23 protein-coding genes are annotated in these 23,557 nt (G+C 44.3%); 19 read left to right on the forward strand and 4 right to left on the reverse strand.

Features of this window, described 5'->3' with window-relative positions; all coding sequences use genetic code 11:
* Positions 1-128 precede the first annotated feature (128 nt).
* The gene (locus tag QGT46_RS15470; protein ID WP_301591519.1) at positions 129-1,175 is read left to right on the forward strand and encodes an MFS transporter; all 1,047 of its coding nucleotides are present in this window, start codon (positions 129-131) and stop codon (positions 1,173-1,175) included.
* 178 nt (positions 1,176-1,353) lie between these two features.
* Here QGT46_RS15470 and QGT46_RS15475 read toward each other — a convergent pair whose 3' ends face one another.
* Together QGT46_RS15475 and QGT46_RS15480 are read right to left on the reverse strand one after the other, a co-directional pair.
* Positions 1,354-2,100 (reverse strand): DeoR/GlpR family DNA-binding transcription regulator, encoded by a 747-nt coding sequence (locus tag QGT46_RS15475; protein WP_148460245.1) that lies wholly within the window; start codon positions 2,098-2,100, stop codon positions 1,354-1,356.
* A gap of 178 nt (positions 2,101-2,278) precedes the next feature.
* Entirely contained in the window at positions 2,279-3,193 is a 915-nt protein-coding gene (locus QGT46_RS15480) for a glycyl-radical enzyme activating protein (protein ID WP_148460246.1), read from the reverse strand.
* 181 nt (positions 3,194-3,374) lie between these two features.
* On the opposite strand from QGT46_RS15480, the gene QGT46_RS15485 reads away from it, so the two are divergent.
* The 10 genes from QGT46_RS15485 to QGT46_RS15530 all read left to right on the forward strand — a co-directional run bounded on the left by QGT46_RS15485 (position 3,375) and on the right by QGT46_RS15530 (position 13,782).
* The gene (locus QGT46_RS15485) at positions 3,375-5,789 is read left to right on the forward strand and encodes a glycyl radical protein (RefSeq protein ID WP_148460247.1); all 2,415 of its coding nucleotides are present in this window, start codon (positions 3,375-3,377) and stop codon (positions 5,787-5,789) included.
* A gap of 34 nt (positions 5,790-5,823) precedes the next feature.
* A complete protein-coding gene (locus QGT46_RS17110) occupies positions 5,824-6,204 on the forward strand; it encodes a transaldolase family protein (protein WP_330655919.1) in 381 nt (126 codons plus the stop codon).
* 50 nt (positions 6,205-6,254) lie between these two features.
* The gene (locus QGT46_RS15495) at positions 6,255-7,232 is read left to right on the forward strand and encodes a Gfo/Idh/MocA family protein (RefSeq protein WP_024727677.1); all 978 of its coding nucleotides are present in this window, start codon (positions 6,255-6,257) and stop codon (positions 7,230-7,232) included.
* 10 nt (positions 7,233-7,242) lie between these two features.
* A complete protein-coding gene (locus QGT46_RS15500) occupies positions 7,243-7,707 on the forward strand; it encodes a heme-degrading domain-containing protein (protein WP_148460248.1) in 465 nt (154 codons plus the stop codon).
* A 273-nt stretch (positions 7,708-7,980) separates the two neighbouring features.
* On the forward strand, positions 7,981-8,652 hold the full coding sequence (locus QGT46_RS15505; protein ID WP_148460249.1) for a response regulator transcription factor: 672 nt from the start codon (positions 7,981-7,983) through the stop codon (positions 8,650-8,652).
* Positions 8,637-9,563: a sensor histidine kinase gene (locus QGT46_RS15510; protein ID WP_148460250.1), complete on the forward strand. Its 927-nt coding sequence runs from the start codon at positions 8,637-8,639 to the stop codon at positions 9,561-9,563. Before QGT46_RS15505 ends, QGT46_RS15510 begins: the two co-directional genes overlap by 16 nt.
* A gap of 98 nt (positions 9,564-9,661) precedes the next feature.
* On the forward strand, positions 9,662-10,357 hold the full coding sequence (locus tag QGT46_RS15515; RefSeq protein WP_148460251.1) for an ABC transporter ATP-binding protein: 696 nt from the start codon (positions 9,662-9,664) through the stop codon (positions 10,355-10,357).
* Positions 10,344-12,830 (forward strand): ABC transporter permease, encoded by a 2,487-nt coding sequence (locus QGT46_RS15520; RefSeq protein WP_148460252.1) that lies wholly within the window; start codon positions 10,344-10,346, stop codon positions 12,828-12,830. Before QGT46_RS15515 ends, QGT46_RS15520 begins: the two co-directional genes overlap by 14 nt.
* On the forward strand, positions 12,823-12,966 hold the full coding sequence (locus QGT46_RS15525) for a hypothetical protein (protein WP_301591506.1): 144 nt from the start codon (positions 12,823-12,825) through the stop codon (positions 12,964-12,966). The genes QGT46_RS15520 and QGT46_RS15525 overlap by 8 nt, the downstream gene beginning before the upstream one ends.
* Positions 12,967-13,065: 99 nt before the next feature.
* The gene (locus tag QGT46_RS15530; RefSeq protein ID WP_148460253.1) at positions 13,066-13,782 is read left to right on the forward strand and encodes an N-acetylmannosamine-6-phosphate 2-epimerase; all 717 of its coding nucleotides are present in this window, start codon (positions 13,066-13,068) and stop codon (positions 13,780-13,782) included.
* An 87-nt stretch (positions 13,783-13,869) separates the two neighbouring features.
* Here the strand turns inward: QGT46_RS15530 and QGT46_RS15535 are convergent, their stop codons facing one another.
* Together QGT46_RS15535 and QGT46_RS15540 are read right to left on the reverse strand one after the other, a co-directional pair.
* Positions 13,870-14,841: a serine hydrolase domain-containing protein gene (locus QGT46_RS15535; protein WP_148460254.1), complete on the reverse strand. Its 972-nt coding sequence runs from the start codon at positions 14,839-14,841 to the stop codon at positions 13,870-13,872.
* Positions 14,842-14,950: 109 nt separating this feature from the next.
* Positions 14,951-15,583, reverse strand: a complete 633-nt coding sequence (locus QGT46_RS15540; RefSeq protein WP_148460255.1) for an HAD family hydrolase — start codon at positions 15,581-15,583, stop codon at positions 14,951-14,953.
* Between the two features lie 161 nt (positions 15,584-15,744).
* Between QGT46_RS15540 and QGT46_RS15545 the strand changes: the two genes are divergently transcribed.
* The 8 genes from QGT46_RS15545 to QGT46_RS15580 all read left to right on the forward strand — a co-directional run bounded on the left by QGT46_RS15545 (position 15,745) and on the right by QGT46_RS15580 (position 23,393).
* Positions 15,745-16,506 (forward strand): DeoR/GlpR family DNA-binding transcription regulator, encoded by a 762-nt coding sequence (locus tag QGT46_RS15545; RefSeq protein WP_024727668.1) that lies wholly within the window; start codon positions 15,745-15,747, stop codon positions 16,504-16,506.
* A 31-nt stretch (positions 16,507-16,537) separates the two neighbouring features.
* Positions 16,538-16,930 carry a hypothetical protein gene (locus QGT46_RS15550; RefSeq protein ID WP_024727667.1) on the forward strand — a complete coding sequence of 131 codons (393 nt, stop codon included), beginning with the start codon at positions 16,538-16,540 and terminating at the stop codon, positions 16,928-16,930.
* Complete coding sequence (locus QGT46_RS15555) at positions 16,872-17,423, forward strand: iron-containing alcohol dehydrogenase (RefSeq protein WP_235824538.1); 552 nt, start codon at positions 16,872-16,874, stop codon at positions 17,421-17,423. The genes QGT46_RS15550 and QGT46_RS15555 overlap by 59 nt, the downstream gene beginning before the upstream one ends.
* On the forward strand, positions 17,411-17,596 hold the full coding sequence (locus QGT46_RS15560) for a hypothetical protein (protein ID WP_024727665.1): 186 nt from the start codon (positions 17,411-17,413) through the stop codon (positions 17,594-17,596). Before QGT46_RS15555 ends, QGT46_RS15560 begins: the two co-directional genes overlap by 13 nt.
* 301 nt (positions 17,597-17,897) lie before the next feature.
* Positions 17,898-18,371 carry a complex I 24 kDa subunit family protein gene (locus QGT46_RS15565; RefSeq protein WP_009289728.1) on the forward strand — a complete coding sequence of 158 codons (474 nt, stop codon included), beginning with the start codon at positions 17,898-17,900 and terminating at the stop codon, positions 18,369-18,371.
* Complete coding sequence (gene nuoF / locus QGT46_RS15570) at positions 18,372-20,261, forward strand: NADH-quinone oxidoreductase subunit NuoF (RefSeq protein WP_034549412.1); 1,890 nt, start codon at positions 18,372-18,374, stop codon at positions 20,259-20,261.
* 12 nt (positions 20,262-20,273) lie between these two features.
* Positions 20,274-21,959 (forward strand): [FeFe] hydrogenase, group A, encoded by a 1,686-nt coding sequence (locus QGT46_RS15575; RefSeq protein ID WP_148460256.1) that lies wholly within the window; start codon positions 20,274-20,276, stop codon positions 21,957-21,959.
* A gap of 144 nt (positions 21,960-22,103) precedes the next feature.
* Complete coding sequence (locus tag QGT46_RS15580; RefSeq protein ID WP_148460257.1) at positions 22,104-23,393, forward strand: sn-glycerol-1-phosphate dehydrogenase; 1,290 nt, start codon at positions 22,104-22,106, stop codon at positions 23,391-23,393.
* Positions 23,394-23,557 lie beyond the last annotated feature (164 nt).

The raw sequence follows: 23,557 nt of genomic DNA on the forward strand, positions 1-23,557 counted from the left end.
AATCGGCTTCGCCGCAAATTTTGAGCGATTTGTCAAGTGTTTTTAAAAAAAGTGGGTGATTTTTTTGAGATAGGGTCTGAAAGCCTTATAAAATCAGGGCTGAAGATTCCGAGAAGTTATTACAGTCCATAGGAGGACAGGTGGCAGGCTCTGTGTTCTTAGTCCTTGTGTCCAAATATATTTCTCAGAAAGAGCGTGTCGTCTACTATGGTATTTTTGTAGCGGTATTCAGATTCTCCGCGGCCCTTGGTGTAGTTGCGGCCGGATATGTGACAAAAATAGACTGGAGATGGATGTTTGCGATTCCGATGATCTCCATAGTATTTCTTCCGGCACTTTCAAAGAACCTTCCGGATGAACACGCAAAAGGCGCTAAGATCGACGGCTGGGGCTTTACTCTGATCGGAGCTTTCGCAGGGGCCGTCACAATGTTCTTTACAGATATGAATATGCTCTGGACTGCCGCAACAGTTGTGACTCTGGTAGCGTTCATTGTGTACATCAATAAAGCCGAAGACCCGATCATCACTCCTGCCTTTTTGAAAAATCCGGCATTTGTGGCGACGATGGTTGTCATCTTCGTAGGTTACTTTTTCAGCTATACACTGAATGCCGGTGTGAATGCCATCGGACTTGAAGTATTCGGCATTGATTCTGCTCAGGTTTCCAACCTGCTCGTCTGGTCCATCCTCCTTGCAGCAGTGCTTGGATTCGTGTGCGGACCGGTCATCAAAAAGATCGGACGTTCCGCGGGAATCATCATGGCTCTCTCTGCTATGGGACTCGGTCTGATCGCCATTGCATTTGCGATTCCATACGGTAAGGTTGCAGCTCTGGCGGCAGCACCGTGTATCTATTATTTCGGAACATCTTTCTTCTACTCACCGATCGTAGATACCGCGACACTTACGGTATCACCGGAAGAGTCAGGACGTGTGCTGGGGATCAACGACCTTGTCCAGGCGATCACAGGGTCTGTCGGTGTGGCGGTTTTCGGACAGCTCATGTCAAAAGGCGCTATGTCAGGCGGAAGTATTACAGGGGTTGAGGCCGGCGCTGCCTCCACATATGCAAATGTGTTCCTTGTAGGCGGTGTTATCGTGCTTGCTGCTTTGGTGATCTTCATTGTGACGAAGAAGATGATCTACAGCCGTTCAAGAAAAGATGATGAATAAATTTAATAAGTAAGAAAAACAGAATGGAAAATATCAAAAGACAAGGATATTTTTCATTCTGTTTATTTGGGTTTTTACTACTATGTATCTCTATAACCAAAGAAATGATACAACGATAGTTTTTTATCACTATTGGAGGAACGCATTTCAAAGCGTGACGGAAATAGTGATAAAAAACTCATGAGATCCTGACATTGATTCCTTTGCTTTCCAGTTCTGACTTGGAAGCTTCAGAAATTTGATCATCGGTAATAACTGTTTTGACCTGTTCCTTTAGATTTAGGGGAACGATTCCGTGTTTGGAAAACTTATCACTTTCTGTTAACACGATAACTTCTCCTGCCTGTACGGCCATATCCCGCACAGCTTGTGCACGCATCTGATCCCGATTTGTAAAGCCCACATTAGGGGCATATCCGTCTGTTCCGATAAAAAACAGATCTACAAGAAAGTTTTCTACGCAGGGACGAATCATCGGACCTACCATGACTTGGGAATCCTGCTGATAGGTGCCGCCCAGAAGAATAATCTGAAAATTTGATTTCCCACGGATATGCTCTGCGATAAAAGCACTGTTAGTAATAATCGTCAGATCTCTTTTGGACGAAGCCAGTTCATCAGCTAAAAGAGCACAGCAGCTTCCGCTTTCGATCATAACCGTATCGCCATCGCAGACAAGTTCAGCAGCCTTTTTTGCGATTTTCCGTTTCGCCTCATAATGATAGGCGATTCTCCCATTAATATCATCTGTGCTGCATAAGAGCGCAAATCCGTGTTCACGTTTTATGATTCCTTTGCGTTCCAGTTCATCTAAGTCTTTTCTGACAGTAACCTGTGAAACACCAAGTTTTTCGGAAAGAAGTGATACTTCGATTTTGTTCTTCTGGGTAAGCAGTTCCAATATCTTATTTGTTCTGTTTTTCATATGATGACTCCGTTCGTATCGTATACTGAAAATATATACCCAAAGGGCATCCCGTGTTTCATACCCTTCGGGTGGACGTGCTTCGCACGATAAGGTATGATATTTTATATTGCTTTTTAGTATACCACAAAAAATTATATTTCAATAGAGTTAAGTTACGAATGAAAGAAATTTATGTTTAAAAAAACGCATCAATGCCACAATTAATAAATATCTGAAGATAATCCTGTAAATCTTCCCTGTGAATAGACGGTACATTCTGGTAATCATATGTCTGATCCAATAAGCTGTATTTGTTTTCGCCAAATTGGTGGAAAGGAAGAAGTTGACATTTTCTGGCCCCTGCTTCCTGCAAGGCGTTTGCTAATCCGGCGGCATCTTCCGGGGAATTATTAAATCCTGGGATGACAGGTATTCTGGGCAGCACTTCTTTTCCCATTTTAATGGCGCGCTTCATATTGGAAACAGAAAGATCGTTGCCAACACCGGTACCCTCTATATGTTTTGCGGAATTCCAGTGTTTCATATCAAACAGTATATAATCAAGATTTTCTATAACACGGTTAAAGATCTCCGGATCAGCAAATCCTGTTGTCTCGCAGCAGGTATGCAGTCCCTTTTCTTTAGAAGCAAGCAGCAATTCTTCGGCAAAGTCGGGCTGAGAAAGAAATTCACCTCCGGACAGTGTAATACCGCCGCTGCTTTCTTCATAAAAAACTTTATCCTGCATGACCACATCCATGACATCCTGTACGGTTTTTATATCTCCTTCCAATTCTAAAGCTTTCCCCGGACACTCAAGTACACACTGCCTGCATCCAGTACACTTGGCTGCATTTATATGGATATGATCATGCTTCAAAGAAATTGCCTGAGCAGGGCATATATCCATACAGTGATGACATCCGGCGCATTTTTTTTGATCCCATAATACCTGCATTTTAGCCAACTGGCTTTCAGGGTTAGAGCACCAGCGGCAGCGCATGGGACATCCTTTAAAAAACACAACCGTACGGATGCCGGGGCCGTCATTGACGCTGAACTTTTGAATATTAAAGATAACACCGGTTTTTGTATAATCTGCTTTTTTCATGATAATCTCCTTTACTGATAAGATCATATCATATTTGTTTCAAATTGAAAATGAAAAATTTCAAATGAAATGTAAAAGGATTTTATACTAAAATCATCTTGACTTTTTGCCGGAAAAGAGTTAGAGTTAAATTACAAATAAAACAAATAATAATTACGAGTGAAATTAAAAGGAGAAGCTTATGGAAAACAAAGCGCATTTTGGATCATTAACAGACAGAATGAGAACTTTCCGTGAAGAAGTCTTGGATGAAAAACCTTACATTGATGCTGAGAGGGCATTACTGGCGACTCAGGCTTATAAAGAGAATCAGAATCAGCCGCGTGTTATGGTAAGAGCACTTATGTTGAAGAAGATTTTGGAAGGTATGACGATTTACATTGAAGACAAATCTCTGATTGCCGGCAATCAGGCGACCAAGAATACAAATGCTCCGATTTTTCCGGAATATACGATGGAATTCGTCCTGAACGAATTGGATCTCTTTGAAAAGAGAGATGGAGATGTTTTCTATATAACAGAGGAGACAAAACAACAGCTCCGTGAGATTGCTCCATTCTGGGAGAATAATAATCTCCGTGCAAGAGGTGAGGCGCTTCTTCCTGATGAAGTCAGTGTTTTTATGGAGACCGGTGTTTTCGGTATGGAAGGAAAACTAAATGCAGGAGATGCCCATCTGGCAGTTAATTATGGCAGACTTCTGTCTGAGGGATTGAAAGGATATGAAGAAAGAACAAAGGCTCTCAAAGATGCTCTTGACTTCACTGATCCGGAGAGTGTTGATAAAAATGAATTTTACAAGTCTGTCTTGATTGTGATTGAGGCGGTTCATCATTTTGCATTGCGTTACAGCAGGCTGGCAAAAGAATTAGCTGATAAAGAGAAGGATCCGAAGAGAAAAGCTGAGTTGGAAGAGATGTGCAGAATTTGTTCCAGAGTTCCATATGAGCCGGCATCCTCTTTCAAAGAGGCCGTACAGTCTGTCTGGTTCATCCAGCTGATCCTGCAGATCGAGTCAAACGGACATTCCTTAAGTTACGGAAGGTTTGACCAGTATATGTATCCGTATTATAGGAAAGATATTCAGGACGGAGCGATGGCAGAGGAAGAGGCGGAAGAACTCCTTACCTGCCTGTGGATCAAGACACTGACCATCAACAAAATAAGATCCCAGGCGCATACCTTAAGTTCAGCCGGTTCCCCTATGTATCAGAATGTTACGATCGGCGGACAGACACCGGATAAGAAAGATGCAGTGAATGAATTAAGTTTTGCAGTACTTAAGTCTGTTGCACAGACAAGGCTTACCCAGCCCAATTTGACGGTACGATATCATCAAAATATCAACGAGCAGTTTTTTGACGAATGCATCGAAGTTATGAAACTGGGATTCGGAATGCCGGCACTTAACAATGACGAGATTATTATACCTTCTTTTATCAACTGGGGTGTCAAAGAAGAGGACGCTTATAACTACAGCGCCATTGGATGTGTAGAGACCGCAGTTCCCGGCAAGTGGGGATACCGCTGTACTGGAATGTCTTATATTAATTTCCCGAGAGTTTTGCTTTGCGCTATGAACAATGGCGTGGATCTGACAAGTGGAAAGAGATTTACAAAAGGCTATGGCTATTTTAAGGATATGGACTCCTACGAGGATCTGCTGGCAGCATGGGACAAAACGGTGAGAGAAATGACACGTTACAGTGTTATCGTAGAGAATGTCATTGACAAAGCTTCAGAAAGAGATGTACCGGATATTCTTTGCTCTGCGCTTACAGATGACTGTATCGGAAGAGGAAAGACCATCAAAGAAGGCGGAGCTGTTTATGATTTTATTTCCGGTCTTCAGGTTGGAATTGCCAATATGGCAGATTCCCTGGCTGCTATTAAGCAGCTTGTTTACGAAGAAAAGAAGATCACAAAAGAACAGCTTTGGAATGCAATCCTTGATGATTTTCAGTCTTCGGAGAATCAGAAGATCCAGGAGATGCTGGTCAATGACGTACCGAAGTACGGCAATGATAATGACTATGTAGATCAGCTGGTCATTGAAGCATATGATTCTTATTTAGATGAAATCAAGAAATATCCAAATACCCGTTACCAGCGAGGGCCGATCGGGGGAATTCGTTATGGCGGTACGTCTTCCATCAGTGCCAATGTGGGCCAGGGTATGGGAACCAAAGCAACACCGGATGGAAGAAATGCATTTGAACCTTTGGCCGAAGGCTGCAGCCCTGCACATAATGCGGATAAGAATGGTCCTACAGCAGTGTTTAAGACTGTCTCTAAACTTCCTACTGAAAAGATTACCGGAGGTGTTTTATTAAATCAAAAGATGACGCCTCAAATGCTTTCTACTGAGGAAAACAAGCAAAAGCTGGAAATGCTTATCCGCACATTTTTCAACAGACTGCACGGATATCATGTACAGTATAATATTGTGTCAAAAGAAACTTTGCTTGATGCGCAAGAACATCCGGAAGACCATAAAGATCTGATTGTCCGTGTGGCCGGATACAGTGCATTCTTTAATGTACTTTCTAAAAAGACACAGGATGATATTATTGAAAGAACAGAGCAGACACTGTAATTGAAAGGAAGATTTACCATGAAATTAATGATTGATGATGCGAACATCGAACAAAAATTTACGAAATGATGTACTCAAAGAACTCGGAAATAATACTTATGTAAAAATTCCGTCTGTTCCGGAAGGATTTAAAGCAATGCAGGAATTAAAGAAAGAGGGAATTAAACTGACAGCAACCGCAGTTTATACACCGATGCAGGCGTTCCTTGCAGCAAAGAGCGGAGCATCCTACGTAGCTCCTTATATTAACCGGATTGATAACATGGGATATAACGGTATTCAGGCTGCAAAAAAATCCATGATATTTTCAGAAACCTTTGTGAGATGCTTCCAGGTAAGCCTTTCTGCCTATAGTTGTTCTATTCAAAGTGAAAACAAAAGGCGGCAGGTTGACAAAAAAGATTCAACACAATAAAATAATAGTAAACAATATAAAATAATAGCCACACGGAAGGATGAAATCATATGGTCAGATTTGCAGTAATCGGAACAAATTTTATAACAGACAATTTCATGGATGCGGGGAGCCAATGTGAGGGCTTTAAGGTCCAGGCAGTGTACTCAAGGAGCATGGAAAAGGCAAAAGAGTATGCAGGAAAATATGGGATCGAAGATTGCTATGATTCTCTTGATGCTCTGGCGGCTGCAGAAAACATTGATGCAGTTTATGTGGCATCTCCTAATGCACTCCATGCAGGACAGAGTATAAAGATGCTGAAAGCCGGCAAGCATGTCCTGTGTGAAAAGACCATTGCTTCCAATTCCGGCGAATTAGAGCATATGATCAAGGCTGCAAAAGAACATCAGGTCATCGTTATGGAGGGCATGCGTTCCGTATTTGATCCCGGCTTTGCGGCGATTCGGGAAAACCTGCCAAAGCTCGGAAAGATCCGCAGAGCAACATTCCAGTACTGTCAGTATTCCAGGAGGTATGACAATTTTAAAAAGGGGATCATAGAGAATGCCTTCAAGCCTGAGCTTTCCAACGGTGCTTTGATGGATATCGGCGTCTACTGTGTGCATCCGATGGTGAAACTGTTCGGACTCCCCAATGAGATTTCGGCTCACTGCCTGAAACTTTCCAATGGAGTTGACGCCTCCGGTACGATTGTGGCCATGTATGATGAAATGCAGGCGGAGCTTATGTACTCTAAGATTACAAATTCCGCACTTCCAAGCCAGATCCAGGGGGAAGAGGCCTCCATGATCATAAAGGAAATTCCGGATACGACAACAATCGAGATTGTGTACCGCAGCGGAGAAAGAGAAGAGATCAAAATAGACAAAAAGACCAACAACATGTATTATGAGATAGAAGAATTCATTCGGCTGGCAGAAGCAAAAGAAAGTGCTGAGATACATAATCAATACTCTATATTGGAGTTGAAGGTCATGGATGAAGCGAGAAAACAGATGGGAATCGTGTTCCCGGCAGACCAATAGGGAGGAAGTTATGGAAGATATTAAAACATTAATTGATCAGATTAACGAGGAGCAGAAAGAGCTTGTCCTGAAATCGTTCACAAACGAAGAAGCCTGCGCCCTGGGTATTGAGATGTACCAGAAAGCTTTGAGAGAGAACAAACCTATTGTAATATCCATTACAAAGAACAGAAAGCAGATTTTTTATGCGGCACTGGAGGGAACGTCCAAGAACAACGAAGACTGGGTCCGCAGAAAAGAAAACACGGTTTATGATTTTGAAAAAAGTTCTTACGAGATGAAACTGTCTATGGACCTCAAACAGGATGACCTGTGGAATCGGTATGGTCTGGAAAAAGGCAATTACGCTCAGGCAGGGGGAAGCATTCCGGTCTTCGTTTCCGGGACAGGCATGATCGGAACCGTGACCGTATCCGGAATGGCTCAAAGTGAAGATCACGCCTTTGTAGCAGAGGCATTAAAAACGCTGAAGTAAAAGCTGTTATTTCTATAATAAAGAATAAATTCAGTAAAATCAAAGTAGGGGACTGCTGTGGCATGACGGAGAAATCGGTTATGTACAGCAGTTCCTTTTTATTTCACAGGAAAGTTCAACGACCTTCCCTGTGAAATAAAAATGCTCCGCGGGTTGTGCACAGATGCGTAAGGTCACAATATCGTGATAATCACCGGATTGAAGGCCTTTCAGCTTAATTGTATGATAAAATAGAAGCTGAACACAGATGAAAATACGGGAAGAAGGTGCAAAATGCAGAAGATATTGATTGTGGAAGACGACCGGGAACTGAACCGGACGATCTGCTATACGCTGAAAAAAGAGGGGTATGACATATATTCAGCGTATTCGGTTCGTGAGGCAAAAGCCGTATATCGAAAAGAAAAAATGGGACTGATTTTATTGGATGTCAATCTGCCGGACGGAGAGGGATTTTCTCTTTGCAGATGGATGAAAGGACAGAGTGAAGTCCCGGTTTTGTTCCTGACAGCGAGAGATCTGGAGGAGGATGCCCTGGAGGGCTATGGTTCCGGGGCGGAGGATTTCATTACGAAGCCGTTTTCTATCAAGATCTTAAAAGAAAAAATCCGCGTGGTTTTAAAAAGAGAAAAAGCCGGCAGACAGAATTTCTTTGACGATGGATTTTTAAAGATTGATTTTGAGAGGGCAAAGGTAGAGGCAGGCGGAAAAGAATGTACAGTTACCCCTACGGAATTCCGGCTGCTTCGCCAGTTTGTCCTGAACAAAGGACAGCTTCTGACCTATGCTGTATTACTGGAGCGCATTTGGGACAATGGAGGATGCTTCGTGGATAAGCATACTCTGGCAGTGAATGTAAATCGTCTGAGAAAAAAGATCGAGGACGGAGAGCATCAATATATTTCTAATATTTATGGGATGGGATATCAATGGCTGGAATTATGACAGCAGCGGCATGCTGCCTTTTTTTCGTATCGGTTTCTATGGGAATAAAAATGTGGAAGTTAAAACGGGATATTTCCTCATTTACCGACCGCCTGCTCCGATGTCTGAACGATATGACCTGCGGCAGGGAACTGGAAAGATTAAATGAAGAAGGAGATACTTTGTGGGATAAAGTATACGAAAAGCTTCAGAAGCTGGAGCGCATCTGGAAGCGGGAAAGCGCGGAAAATCTGGAAGAGAAGAAAAAAATCAAAAGCCTGATCTCAGATATTTCCCATCAGACGAAAACCCCTATCGCAAATATCAAGCTCTATGAGGAGGTTTTGCTGGATGAAGGACTGGGTACGGCAGAGGCAGAGGAATTTCTTCAAAAGGTAAGGATTCAGACCGAAAAGCTGGATTTTCTTCTGCAGAGCATGGTGAAAATGTCCCGTCTGGAAACAGGGGTTATAGAAGTCTGCTGTATGAAATTACCCTTGTGCGGGACCCTTCTCAGAGCGGTGGCGGCAATCGTGCCGAAAGCCGAGAAAAAGCAGATACGCCTGTCTGTGGACTGCGATGAGGACATAGTGGTAAATCATGATACAAAGTGGACTGAGGAGGCTGTTTTTAACCTTCTTGACAATGCGGTAAAGTATACCGGCAGGGGAGGAAGTGTCGGGATCTCTGTGTCTGTCCAGGAGATATTTACGAAGATCACTATCAGAGATTCAGGAAAAGGGATCGCCCTGGAGCGTCAGGCAGAGATCTTCACAAGGTTTTACCGGGAACCGGAAGTATATGATCAGGAGGGGATCGGTGTGGGACTTTATCTGGCGAGAAAGATCATAGCACTGCAGGACGGCTATATCCAGGTCTGTTCTGAGATTGGAAAAGGATCTGATTTTCAGATTTACCTGCCCAACGGGTGACAGAAGGAAAGTCACAGTACTGTGAAATTTTATGCCTGTGAAAGGTTTGTGATTTTTATGAGTTATGATTGCAGTAATAAAAGAAAGGAGATAAATCTATGGAATCATACATAGTAGAGACACGGGCATTAAAAAAATATTATCAGCTGGGGACGAACGTTGTGAAAGCACTGGACGGGGTAGACTTCAGGGTGAAAGACCAGGAATTTGTTTCTATCATCGGTAAATCGGGAAGCGGGAAGAGTACACTCCTTCATATGATCGGAGGGCTGGATGTGCCTACGGAAGGTGAGACGTATGTAGACGGAAAGAATCTTGCGGAAATGAACAGGGAACAGCTTGCGGTTTTCCGCAGAAGAAAAATCGGATTCATATTTCAGAATTATAATCTTGTCCCGGATTTAAACCTGTATGAAAATGTGACCCTGCCTATTGAACTGGATGGAGATTGTGTGGACAGAGAATTCATTGACGAGATCCTGAATCTTCTGAAACTGCAGGAGAAAAAAGAGGCGCTGCCCAGCACCTTGTCCGGAGGACAGCAGCAGAGGGCGGCCATTGCCAGAGCTATTGCATCAAAACCTTCGATTATTCTGGCTGATGAACCTACGGGGAATCTGGATACTGCTTCCAGCCATGATGTGCTGGGGCTTTTAAAGGCAGTAGCGGGCCGATTTAAACAGACCGTTGTGCTGATTACCCATGATCAGGATATTGCACAGCTTTCTGACCGGATCGTTCACATCGAGGACGGACGGATCGTGAGAGGAAGTGATGCGTATGCTGGAGAATAATAACCGGAAGATTATTACAAAGATGGCCATGTCTTCGCTGAAAGGAAACAAGCCTAAATTTGCCGTGATGATCATCGCCGTCATGCTGTCTTCTTTTATGCTGTTTAGTGTGTTTACGGTCGGAAGCACTTATTTTAAAATGCAGCAGTTGCAGAATATTCATTTACACGGTGCAGATTTTGATGCAGTGCTGCAGGGCGGCTATTCAGAGCAGCAGCTTAACCGGTGCAAAGGTAATCAGGACGTCAGAGTGGCAGGAGCAGGAGGATATGCAGGAGCCGCAGTGAAAACAGACGCAGATGATACACTACATACTGGAATGATCTGGTGTGATGAGACTTATTGGGGTGTCATGATGAAGCCTGCCAGAAAGCGGGTAAGAGGCTATTATCCGAAAAAGGAAAATGAACTGATGGTCACGAAAGCAGCCCTGAAGGACTGCGGGAAAGAAAATCTGGATGTTGGAGATACCTTTGATCTGACTTATACAGACCAGAACGGTACTCACACGAAAAACTTTCTTATTTCCGGAATATGGGAAGGATACGGCGAGCAGCAGCTGTTCTATGTATCAGAAGCATTTTATAAAAAGACCGGATATCAGCTGAATAATATGGGTGTGCTGTATGTAAAATTTAAAAATAAAATACTGACAGAAGATCAGAGGACGAAGTTTCAGGAGAGTATTCGTCTGAATAAGCGGCAGAATTTTCAATTTACAGGAGAAACAGAGAAGTCCGCAGGTATCTTTGCGGGAATGGCAGGTCTGGTCCTGGTCACCTGCCTGAGTGCCTATCTGCTGATCTATAATATTTTGTATCTGTCCGTTTCGGGGAATATCCGTTACTATGGGCTGATGCAGACCGTGGGAATGTCCTCAAGGCAGATACGCCGATTTATGAAAACACAGATGATGCTTATAGGAACAGCCGGGGTGGGCGGAGGAATCCTGCTCGGTTTTTTTACATCCTTTCAGGTGATCCCGAAGATTGTGCGAACTCTCGGCATCAGGGAAAGCGCAATCCCTGTCACATTTCATCCGGCAGTCTTTTTTATTACTATTTCTATTGCGGGACTGACCGTCTATTTCGGAAGCAGAAAGCCAATAAAGACGGCAGTTTCCGTTACACCTGTGGAAGCGCTGAATTATCGTCTTACATCCGCAAAAAAGAAAGCGCATAAAACCAGAAACGGCAGTCTTTTATGGAGAATAGCCGCAGATCAGTTTTTTAAGGATAAGAAAAAAACAGGAATTTCAGTTCTCTCCCTTGCTGCCAGTCTGTCTATGTTTTTGTGTCTGATTACGATCATTCAAAGTCACGGAGCCAGAACGATCATGTCAAACTATATGGATACGGATTTAGTAGTCAGCAATGATTCTCTGATGAAAGAGGAAGATGAAAAATGGAAACCAATTCTTAAACCTTCTTTGGTAAAAGAATTGAAAAAGAGCAAAGATATCCGGGAAGTACACCCGCTGCTCTGCGCAAAGATCATCGTCCCATGGGAGCCGGAATTTTCAGATGTGTGGATGAGAGAGTTTTATGAGAGGTGGCTGTATACGCCTTATAAAGACGATATCAACGATTATAAAAAGCACCCGGAGAAATATTATTCTGTCATGCAGGGGATCGATAAAAAGGAATTTGAGTACTTAAATAAGAGTCTCATACACCCGGTAGATCAGAAACTTTTTGAAACCGGAAAGATCTGCATCATTTATGGGCTGGGCATGGATCTTTCCGGTGAGATTGATAAAAAAGCAAGGGTAAAATTCTATCTGTCAGAAAATAAAAACAAAAAGTTCCAGCCGAGAATTGCCGGCATGACCGATGACAGTTATTACGGCAGAACTTCGGGAAAGGGACCGGCAGTCATCGTCAGTGAATCGTTTATGAAGAAGTACGTCATGAATCCGTATATTTCAAAACTGAATATCCGGTATACAAAAGAATATGACGATGAAACAGAAGACAGGATCAGAAAAAACCTGAGTCAAAGTACCTCTGCCAAAGATGTGTCTTATGAATCCAAGATCGACAGCATGAAAGATATTCAAAAGGCCCAGGGAAATATGACCGGAGTCGGTGTGGGAATTGCCCTTATCCTTGCACTGATCGGACTGATGAATTATATTAATACGGTGTTTGGAAATATCCAGAACCGACAGGTATCTCTGGCTGTCATGGAAAGTGTGGGAATGACCGAAAAACAGGTGAAAAAGCTTCTGGTCAGGGAGGGGCTGCTGTTTGCGGCAGCTTCTCTGTCATTGACGGCAACGGCTGGCCTTTTTATTACTTATCAGTACTATCAGACAATGAATTACATGAACATTCCATTTCAAATCCCGGTTGTTCCGGTTTTGGCAGCCGTTTCGTCATCCGCGGCAGTATGCATTGGGATTCCTCTGGCTGCATATCGGATCATTCGGGGAAAGACGCCGGTGGCAGAAAGGATACGTGGATTTGACTGATGAAAAGGAAAAAGCCAGAAGAAAAGATGAAGGCCACGAAAGAATTCTGCCGCACTGTTCTGCTGATATCACTGGTGATTACCATGATTTTGATCTTTCATATACTGATGATGTAAATAGCGGAAGAATTTTCTGACATACTGGATAGATCAGGTGTCAGATTGCATATTTTATGTTATGATAAAAGACAGTAAAAAACGTACAAGGCAATATAGACATAAAAGGAGATGGAATCATGAATACAACAGATGCAGAAAAAAGAAAAATACTGGATTCTATGAAAGGCCTGATCGTATCCTGCCAGGTAGTGCCTGAAGATCCGATTTATACAGACGATATGGTAGTCAAGATGGCAGAGGCCGCACAGTGGGCCGGGGCAGTCGGAATCCGGGCCAATTCTCCGGAGCAGATCCGGGCTATTAAAAAGGCAGTGGATCTGCCGCTGATCGGTTTGTATAAGATCAGAAGAGGAGACGAAGAAGTTTTTATCACACCGACACTGGAGGCCGCAAAGCAGGTCTGGGAAGCCGGGGCAGAGATCATTGCCATGGACTGTACGGACCGGATCACAAAAGAAGGCCGCCGTGCATGGGAACTTGTAGCGGATGTAAAAAGGGAAATACCTGAGGCTATGATTTTTGCCGATGTCTCTAATTATGAAGAGGCGAAAAGGGCGGCCGAATTGGGTGTGGATATCGTGGCACCTACCCTGTTTGGATATACAGAGGCCACAAAACATTTTGAAACCCAGGATATGAGGGCATTCGCAAAGATGTGCCGGGATCTTGGCGACGATGTGTATATGATGATGGAAGGGCATATCAATACTCCGGAAGAAGCAGTGAAATGCCTGTATCTGGGGGCACATGCGGTGGTAGTCGGAAGTGCCATCACAAGGCCGCATCTGACAGCGAAAAGATTTGCGGATCTGATTTCGGGGTATCAGGAATAATTGATGACTGTAAGCCTGCTCAGGGGAGTTTATGAATCTCCACTGAGCAGGCCGTTTTCATTTCACAGGAAAGTTCTACAACCTTCCCTATAGGATACTTGGTTCTATATATTCCTTAATAAATTCTATTCGATCCTTCACCCTGGGCTTAAAAAGAGAAGCGATGGCTACGGTCAGCTTTTTTTCTTTGTTGACGTAGATTACATTTCCACCGTCTCCCATTGCCGCAAAGCCATCTTCGTGAAGCCACCATAAATACCCATAAGCAAGGTTCATCTTACCCCAGCGGCTGTGCTCCTTAGTACTTTCGTTGATCCATTCTGCAGAAACAATAGGTTTTCCGTTCCACAGTCCGCCGTTTAGATATAACTGTCCCAGTTTTGCCATATCCGCAGCGGAGAGGGAAAGACCCCAGCCACCTGTATTTGTACCGGACGGATCAGAGACCCAGCCGCTGATATCCGTGGCTTTGTTAAATGCCAGCTGTTCTTCCTTGGATCGAAATATGATACTGCGCTCTGCGGTAATTCCCAGCGGTATGAATAGATTTTCTTGGGCAAACTCAAATACAGACTGCCCGGCAGCTTGTTTTAAAATACCTGTCAAAAGATCCGGGCCTATCAGGGGAGTGTATCTGAATTGACCTGTTTTCCCTCTGCCTCCCAATAAATCAAGCGTAAATTTTACCATGTCATCACTGGTGAAGTATTTGACGTAGGGGGCAAATTTGTATTTGTATGGGGCTGTCATCGTCAGCAAATGTTTCAGTGTTATATTCTGTATGGTTTTTTCCCTCTGTTTTGGCACGTAGTCAGGGAAAAAATCCAAAATCTTCTGGTCAAGGTCTGTAATGAAGCCTTTGTCCAGGGCGATTCCGATTAAAATAGAGACAATGCTTTTTGTAACAGAATATATATGAACGCAGCTTTCGGCGGTACAGCCGTTAAAGTACTGCTCATACTGGATTTCACCGTCCTTTAGTACGACGATGCCTGCTGTATTGCCATAGTATTTGCTGATGATCGCTTCAAGTTCTTTCATGTCTTGCTGGGTTGTCATAATTTCTCCTTTCATCCATCGGTTTATGTGATAAAGGATATCCTTATTAATAAGCATAAGTTCATTAAAAATTGTTTACAACCCCTAATTTTAAAAAAATTAAGAAATTTCATATATCCAGTAATCTATGCAATTCTGTGAAATCGTCAATAGAATATTCGGGGTTATCCACATGACCAAAACCATAGGATGCCCATACAAAAGCTGTTCCGGCTTTTTTTGCGCTTTCGGCATCTCCTTTTGTATCCCCTATATATACAGGAGATTTCAGCCGGCTGCGCTCCATGACAAGCTTTATGTTCTCTCCTTTCGGCAATCCGGTGTGACCCTGTTCTTCATAGTCCGTGATCCAGGGGGACAGCTTGTTTCTTCTCATAAACGCACGGACATAGCCGCTGGGGCAGTTGCTCACAATAAACAGAGGATACTGCTGTGCAAGTTTTTTAATCGTAGCTTTTACTCCGGGATAAGTCCGGTCGGTGTGTAAGGATTCAATAAGCTGTATCTGACGGTTTCCGCAGTCCTCCATGAGTTTGTACCGCTCTTGTGGCGGCAGGTGGGGCATAAACAGATCGGCCACTTCATTTGGAGGAGTTCCGAATACGGGAGTCAGATTCTCAAGTGTAAAGTTTATTTCGGGATGACCCTGGTCGTGAACCTCTCTGGTGAGTGCCGTAGCAATCTCATCTCTTACATCCCACAGTGTTCCGTCGATATCAAAAATAATGCTGTCGATTTTCATATAGCGGACTCCTTTCTGTTTGTTTTTAATGCTATTTTATATGATTTTCGTAAATTATCAATATTTGATTGAAAAATTGAATTTTGAAACTGAAAGCGTTCATCTTATGATTGAATACGATCAATTTATTTCGTATAATTGATAACAAAAGGAGGAATCTTATGAGCTTTGAAGACCGTGAAAGGAAAATTATCCAGTTAGTAAAAGAGCGAAATTATATTTCGGTCAAAGAACTGACAAAACTTTTGTATGTCAGTGAGCCGACGATCCGCAGAGACTTGACACTGCTGGATAAGAAGGGGCTGCTGAAGCGGAACCGGGGCGGCGCCTCTTATATAAGCAGGCAGCAGACACAATACCCGCAGGCATTCCGGCACGATGAAAATATACAGGAGAAAAAATATATCGCGAGGCTTGCATCGCAGTTTGTCCAAAATGGTGACTCTGTTTTTATGGATGCCAGCAGCTCCTGTTTTTATCTGGCTCAATATATCAACCGGGATAAAAAGTTAAATGTCATGACGCATGGCTTTGCCGCGGCCAAGGAACTGGCAAAATCATCAAACATAAATGTAGAAGTCGTATGCGGAAAATACGATATTTTCAATGATGCAGTCTACGGTGCAGATGCCTGCAATTATGTGAGGTCCCGCTATGCAGACATCTGTTTTATGTCGATGGGCGGTCTGGATGTTTCACAGGGACTGACAAACTTATATTTAGAAGATGCGGAGATCACCAGGGTATATCATCAGCAGGCTAAAAAAACCATTTTGCTGGCAGACCACACAAAAATAAACTGTAAATATTATATAAAAGTATTTGATCTGGCGGAGATCGACGTATTGATCACCGACCGTCCCCTGCCGGAAGAATTTGATACTTTTTGTTTTGATCATGATATAGATGTGATCTTTGAATAGTATGTGTTAAAATGTTTTTGAGGTAAGAACTATGCAGATGTCGAATCGGATTAAAGAAATAATAGAAGTGATTCTGAACAGCAAGGGTTATGTGACGGTTGGTGAAATCGCAAAGAATGCTCTGATGGTAAACATTCTTCTGAATCATGCAGATGAATCCACTCTCTACCAATGGCTGAGGAGAGAAGGGGATGCATCGAGAGTCTATACAGTTAAAAACAGTATTCTGGATTCCAAAATCCATACATTCATTGAATATGTGGAAGACCGCATGGGACTTCAGCTGATCCGGGACAAAGAATTAAAAGAAAGCCTTTATGTTCATATAGAGCGTGCTTTGACAAGAATCCGGGGTACCTCACGATGTGCCAACGAAGAGTACTCCTTTAGGTGTCATTCTTACTATTGCCGCAACAGGAAGTGAGGCGTCTAACAGCTGTGTTATCACAAAAGCAGACGAAAATTTAGAACGGTTCTGTGACAATGACATCAACCGTGCCAGATTTGCCATTGAAAATCCGGAACTTACGATGACCCTGCCTCCATTTCAGACGGCATGCGGCATCATTGACATCATGTCTCACTCATTTGAGAGATATTTTACTCCTGAAAAGGAAAATGACATACTGACGGACTATTTATGTGAGGCTATTTTCCACACATGTATGGACTGCGGACGGATTCTCATGAAAGATCCTGAGAACTATGAGGCAAGAGCCAGCATCATGGTGGCATCGACTCTTTCGCACAATGGTCTGACCGGTATGGGAAGAACCGGAGACTGGGCATCCCATTTCATCGAGCATGAATTATCCGGCGAATATCAGAGCGTAACTCACGGAGCAGGACTTGCGGTGATCACTCCTGCATGGATGAAATATGTGTATAAAGACAACAGGGACAAATGTTCTTCTTAAGCCTCGGTGTTCCGACAAAATTAAGGGATGTTCCCGGAGTCGAGGACTTAGATGAAGAAGTGATGGAGCGCATGGCGAAACGTGTACGCGTTGTTCATGAGGACGGAAGCATCGGCTGGGTGCGCCGCTTAAATATAAAAGATATTGTAGAAATATTTAAACTGGCGATGTAATAAAAGAAGAACAAAGTGGGCAAGCCCACTTCAACGCCCCAACCCCTCCCTCACTCTTTGAGGGGCTTGACAACTTTGCGTGCCTGATGCAATTTGCCGCAGGCAAATAATTTCCTTACGCATCTGTGCACAACCCGCGGAGCGTTTTTATTTCATAGGGAAGGTCCTGTGATTTGATTTGAAATACAGTTTGGAGAGAAAGTTTTATACTTATTTTATTGATAATCAGTCAAATTTGACATATAATTAACAGTGATTGATAAAATTTTAACCAAAATGCACAATGTGAAGGAGGTATTTCATGTTAAACCAGGCCTACTATGATAAAACAGATGAGATCATAGCATCTCACGGGCTTACGCAGGCTGCTTTGATCCCGATCATCCAGGATATTCAGGCAGAATATCGCTATCTTCCGCCGGAGCTTTTAAGTTATGTGGCATCAAAGCTGTCCATTGACGAAGCCAAGGCGTACAGTGTTGCGACCTTTTATGAAAACTTTTCTTTTGAACCAAAAGGAAAATATATCATTAAAGTCTGCAACGGGACAGCCTGTCATGTCCGCAAATCAGTCTCCATTTTGGAACGTCTTTACAGTGAGTTGGGGCTCTCAGAGGAGAAAGCGACCACTGATGATATGATGTTCACGCTGGAGACCGTTTCCTGTCTTGGTGCCTGCGGGCTTGCACCAGTCCTCACCGTCAATGACAAAGTCTATCCGGCGATGACCCCGGATGCTGCTGCTGAACTGATCCGTGAACTGAGAGGAGCTTAAATGATGAAAAAAATTGAAAACAGAGAAGTTCTTGAACAGATCCGTCAAACTTCCAGGGAGCAGATGAACAAAAGCAAATGCCGGGTCCTGATCTGTGCAGGTACAGGCTGTCTTTCCGGCGGGTCAGGCGCCATCTATGACAGGATGTGTGAGTTAGTGGGGGAACATCCTGACGTAGAAGTCCATTTCGGACCGGAGATTGCACACGGAGACGGTGAGATCGGAGTGAAAAAAAGCGGATGCCATGGCTTCTGCGAGATGGGGCCTCTGATGAGGATCGAGCCTCAGGGAATCCTATATACAAAGGTGAAGCTTGAAGACTGTGAGGAGATTTTTCACAGGACGATTGAAAAGGGAGAACCGATCAGGCATCTGTTATTCAAGAGGGATGGAATTGAATATCAGAGGCAGGAAGAGATTCCCTTTTATAAAAAACAGACGAGAAACGTATTAAAAAACTGCGGGCATATTGACGCAGAACATATAGAGGAGTATTTATCCATCGGCGGATACGAGGCTCTGGAAAAAGCACTGTTTGACATGAAGCCGGAAGAGGTGGTCAGCGAAATATCAGAGTCGAATCTGAGAGGCCGGGGAGGCGGAGGTTTCCCAACAGGGTATAAGTGGTCCCAGGTAGCCGGACAGAAAGAGAAAATCCGCTATGTCGTATGTAACGGAGACGAGGGGGACCCGGGTGCATTTATGGACCGAAGCATCATGGAGGGAGATCCCCACAAGATGATCGAAGGAATCATGATCGCCGCCTATGCGGTAGGCGCCCGGGAAGGATATATTTATGTGCGGGCGGAATACCCCCTGGCAATCAGCCGTCTGAAACGGGCAATAGAACAGGCGGAAGAATGCGGACTTCTGGGAGAACATATTCTGGGAACTGATTTTTCTTTCCATTTACATATCAATAAAGGAGCAGGCGCTTTCGTGTGCGGAGAGGGAAGCGCACTGACGGCATCCATCGAGGGCAGCCGGGGGATGCCCCGGGTAAAACCGCCGAGAACCGTAGAACAGGGCCTGTTTGGAAAACCGACGGTGCTGAACAATGTAGAGACGTTCGCTAATGTACCGATGATCATCACAGAAGGCGCCCAGTGGTTTAAAGGGATCGGCCCTGAGAAAAGCCCCGGAACCAAGGCGTTTGCCCTGACAGGCAGTGTCAATCACACAGGCCTGATCGAGGTGCCTATGGGAACGACGCTCCGGGAAGTGATCTATGATATCGGAGGAGGAATCAAGGGAGACGGAGAATTCAAGGCGGTACAGATCGGAGGACCGTCCGGCGGATGCCTCATCACACCGCACCTGGATGTGAATCTGGACTTTGACTCCCTGAAAAAGATGGGTGCCATGATCGGGTCCGGAGGCCTTGTTGTTATGGATGACAGCACCTGTATGGTGGAAGTGGCACGGTTCTTCATGAATTTTACCCAGAATGAAAGCTGCGGAAAATGTGTCCCGTGCAGAGAAGGAACCAAGCGGATGCTGGAGATTCTTGAGCGGATCGTGGAGGGAAAAGGAAAGCCTGAAGATCTGGACCTTCTGGAGGAGCTAGCCACGACGATCACAGAGACGGCACTCTGCGGATTGGGAAAAAGTGCTGCCCTCCCTGTCATGAGTACCCTTAAGCTGTTCCGCGATGAGTATGTGGAACATGTGGTCGACAAGAAGTGTGCTTCTCATAACTGCAGTGCCCTGAGAAGATTTATCATCAGCCCGGAACGCTGCAAAGGATGTTCCAAGTGTGCAAGGAACTGTCCGGCAGACGCCATCAGCGGACGGATCAAAGAACCGTATGTAATTGACAATGATAAATGCATTAAGTGCGGTGCATGTGAGAGTGCCTGTGCGTTTGGTGCGATCCATATTGAAGGGTAGGAGGAGAAGAACATGAGTTATATGACAATCAATAACAGAAGAGTAGAGTTCACAGATGAAAAAAATGTTTTGTCTGTCATCCGCAAATCCGGGATCGATCTTCCTACATTCTGCTATCATTCCGAACTTTCCACATACGGCGCATGCCGGATGTGTGTGGTGGAAGATGACCGGGGTAGGATCTTTGCATCCTGCTCTGAGACACCAAGAGACAAAATGGTGATCTATACAAATACACCGAGGCTTAAGCATCACAGAAAAATGATTATTGAACTTTTGCTGGCCTCCCACTGCAGAGACTGTACTACCTGTACGAAAAACGGTGTCTGTGTCCTGCAGAAATTATCCAGACAGCTGGGAATCAAGGAGGTGCGCTTTGAGAACAATAAAAAGCAGCTACCGAAGGATCTGTCTTCCGAATGTATCATCCGGGACCCTAACAAATGTATCCTATGCGGAGACTGCGTGAGGACCTGCGATGAAATTCAGGGCATGGGAATCCTGGACTTCGCATTCCGCGGATCAAAAATGCAGGTGACAACGGCTTTTAACAAAGACCTGGCACAAACGGACTGTGTGGGATGCGGACAGTGCCGTGCAGTCTGTCCTACCGGAGCCATTACGATCAAGCAGGATATTGAAAGAGTTTGGGATGCGCTGTCTGATCCGAAAATACGGGTCGTTGTCCAGATTGCTCCTGCCGTGCGCGTAGCCGTGGGAGACAAGTTCGGAATCCCGAAAGGAGAAAATGTACTGGGGCGTCTTGTGGCCGCCCTTAGAAGGATCGGATTCGATGAAGTCTATGATACAAACTTCGGCGCAGACTTAACGGTCATGGAAGAATCCAAGGAACTGGTAGAACGGCTTGAATCCGGAGATAACCTTCCGTTATTCACCTCCTGCTGTCCAGCATGGGTGAAGTTCTGTGAGAACAGGTATCCACAGTTCAGGAAAAAAATTTCAACGTGCCGTTCTCCTCAGGAAATGTTCGGAGCGCTGATCAAAGAAGAGGCACGAATGGATGAGGCAGGCGACTCGAGGAAAACAGTGGTCGTATCCATCATGCCGTGTACCGCAAAAAAAGCAGAGATCACGAGGCCGGAACATTTCAATGAAGGGAAACAAAATGTAGATTATGTTCTGACAACGACCGAGGCATCCCGCATGATTCAGGAGTCAGGGATTGACCTTTCTCAGGTAGAGCCGGAGGCTTTGGATATGCCGTTTGGAATCTCCTCCGGAGCCGGAGCAATCTTCGGCGTGACCGGAGGAGTGACAGAGGCCGTCCTGCGCCGCCTGATGAACAGCGACCGGGCAGAAGATCTGGAGGCCATCAGCTTTACCGGTGTCCGGGGCGTGGACGGGATTAAGGAAGCTTCCGTCAAGCTGGGAGACAGGGACGTAAAGATCGCAGTGGTAAACGGCCTCAAATGTGCCTCCGAGGTACTGGATAAAATAGAGGCGGGAGAAATATACTACGACTTTGTGGAAGTCATGGCTTGCAAGAGAGGCTGCATTACCGGCGGCGGCCAGCCTGTGCCGATCGGACCGAGGACAAAGAAAGCCAGAGTAGAAGGTCTTTATAAGATTGATAAATTGGCCCAGATCAAGCTTTCCAGCCAGAATCCGATCGTGGCAACTGTTTATGACGGTATTCTGAAAGGAAAGGAACACAAGCTGCTTCATAATGAAAGATAGCTGAGACTGTCATTGTTCGTATCTTTCCTGCCTGGTAAAGTTTATGCAGGATGGACGGAAGCAAACTGGTCTTGAAGTAGTATCTTTGAAAAGATATCATAAAGGCAGAACAAGATATCTTTTTTAAGAGAGGAGCGGAATACTATGAATATAGATATGACAAAATTTTCTGGAAAATGCAGCTGCGGAAGGAATCATAAGCTGACCGTAAATGAGATCATCCTGGAGGAAGGTGCACTGCAGAGGATACCGGAGATACTTCAGAAAGATCCTTATATAGGGTATCATAGTTTTGCAATGGTCTGTGACGAGAATACATATGAGGCGGCAGGAAAAGAGGTTGAGGCACTTATCAAAGGAATTCAGATCATCAAATTGGAATCTGAAAATCTCCATGCAAATGAAGTCGGTGTCAATAAGGTACGGGAAGCATTGGAACAGATGAAGGAGACCGACTGTCTGGTCGCAGTCGGCTCCGGAACGATTCACGATCTGACAAGGTATCACGCCTATGAAAAAAAGATACCATTTATCTCCGTGCCCACGGCAGCCAGCGTAGACGGATATGTCTCTACCGTAGCCGCCATGTCCTGGTATGGATTTAAAAAAAGCATGATCGCTGTTTCTCCGATCCTTGTGATTGCTGACAGCCAAGTGATCGCTCAGGCACCGATGCGTCTGACAGCCTCTGGCGCAGGAGATCTGCTTGGAAAATATACGGCGCTGGCAGACTGGAAGATTACACATCTTTTGAATGGGGAATACATCTGTGACAGGATTTGCAGCATGGAGTATGAAGCACTTGATAATTTAAAGAATTCATTGGAAGGGCTGAAAAACGGCGAAATTGCAGCATATGAAGAACTAATGTATGGACTGCTGCTGTCAGGATTGGCTATGCAGATGACAGGAAATTCCCGTCCGGCCTCCGGCGCAGAACACCATATGGCTCATTTCTGGGAAATGGCAGTGATCAATGAGGAAATTAGCGCGTATCATGGAGAAAAAGTCGGAGTCGGGCTTATTCTGGCCGGCGGTATTTATCATAAGGCAGCATCATATTTGAAAAAAGGTGAATTTTGTATCAAAGATCATGTAGATGTAGAGACTGGTCTGATCGAGGTAACATTTAGAGACAGAGAACTGTGTGAGAGCATCAAAAAAACTAATGATCCGAACCTTTTGGACAGCATACATCCCGATCTATTGAGTGAAAAGACGAAAGAGATCATTAAAATCATCGAAGAGATCCCAAAAGCAGAGGAGATTGAGGATATGCTCCGAAAAGTCGGCGGAGTCAAAAGTCTTGAAGAGTTGGGCTTTGATCCGTCTATGAAAGAAAAAACGGCCAGAATTGCGCCGTATATCAGGGACCGTGTTACATACTTGAGGATACTGAAGTTTTATGATTTCTATGATCAGATAATAAAGTAAGTTTAAGTGGGAGCCGCAGTGATTGCGGCTCTTTTTTTATTTCATAGGATTAGGGTGTCAAAAGGTCATTGACCTTTGATATAAATTTGTACCTTGAAAATTTAACACGATATATCAATCCATCCGAACATTTGGTAAAATATAAATATCAAATATCGAGGTGA

The sequence above is a fragment of the Anaerostipes faecis genome (assembly GCF_910574135.1).
Classification (GTDB): domain Bacteria; phylum Bacillota; class Clostridia; order Lachnospirales; family Lachnospiraceae; genus Anaerostipes; species Anaerostipes hominis.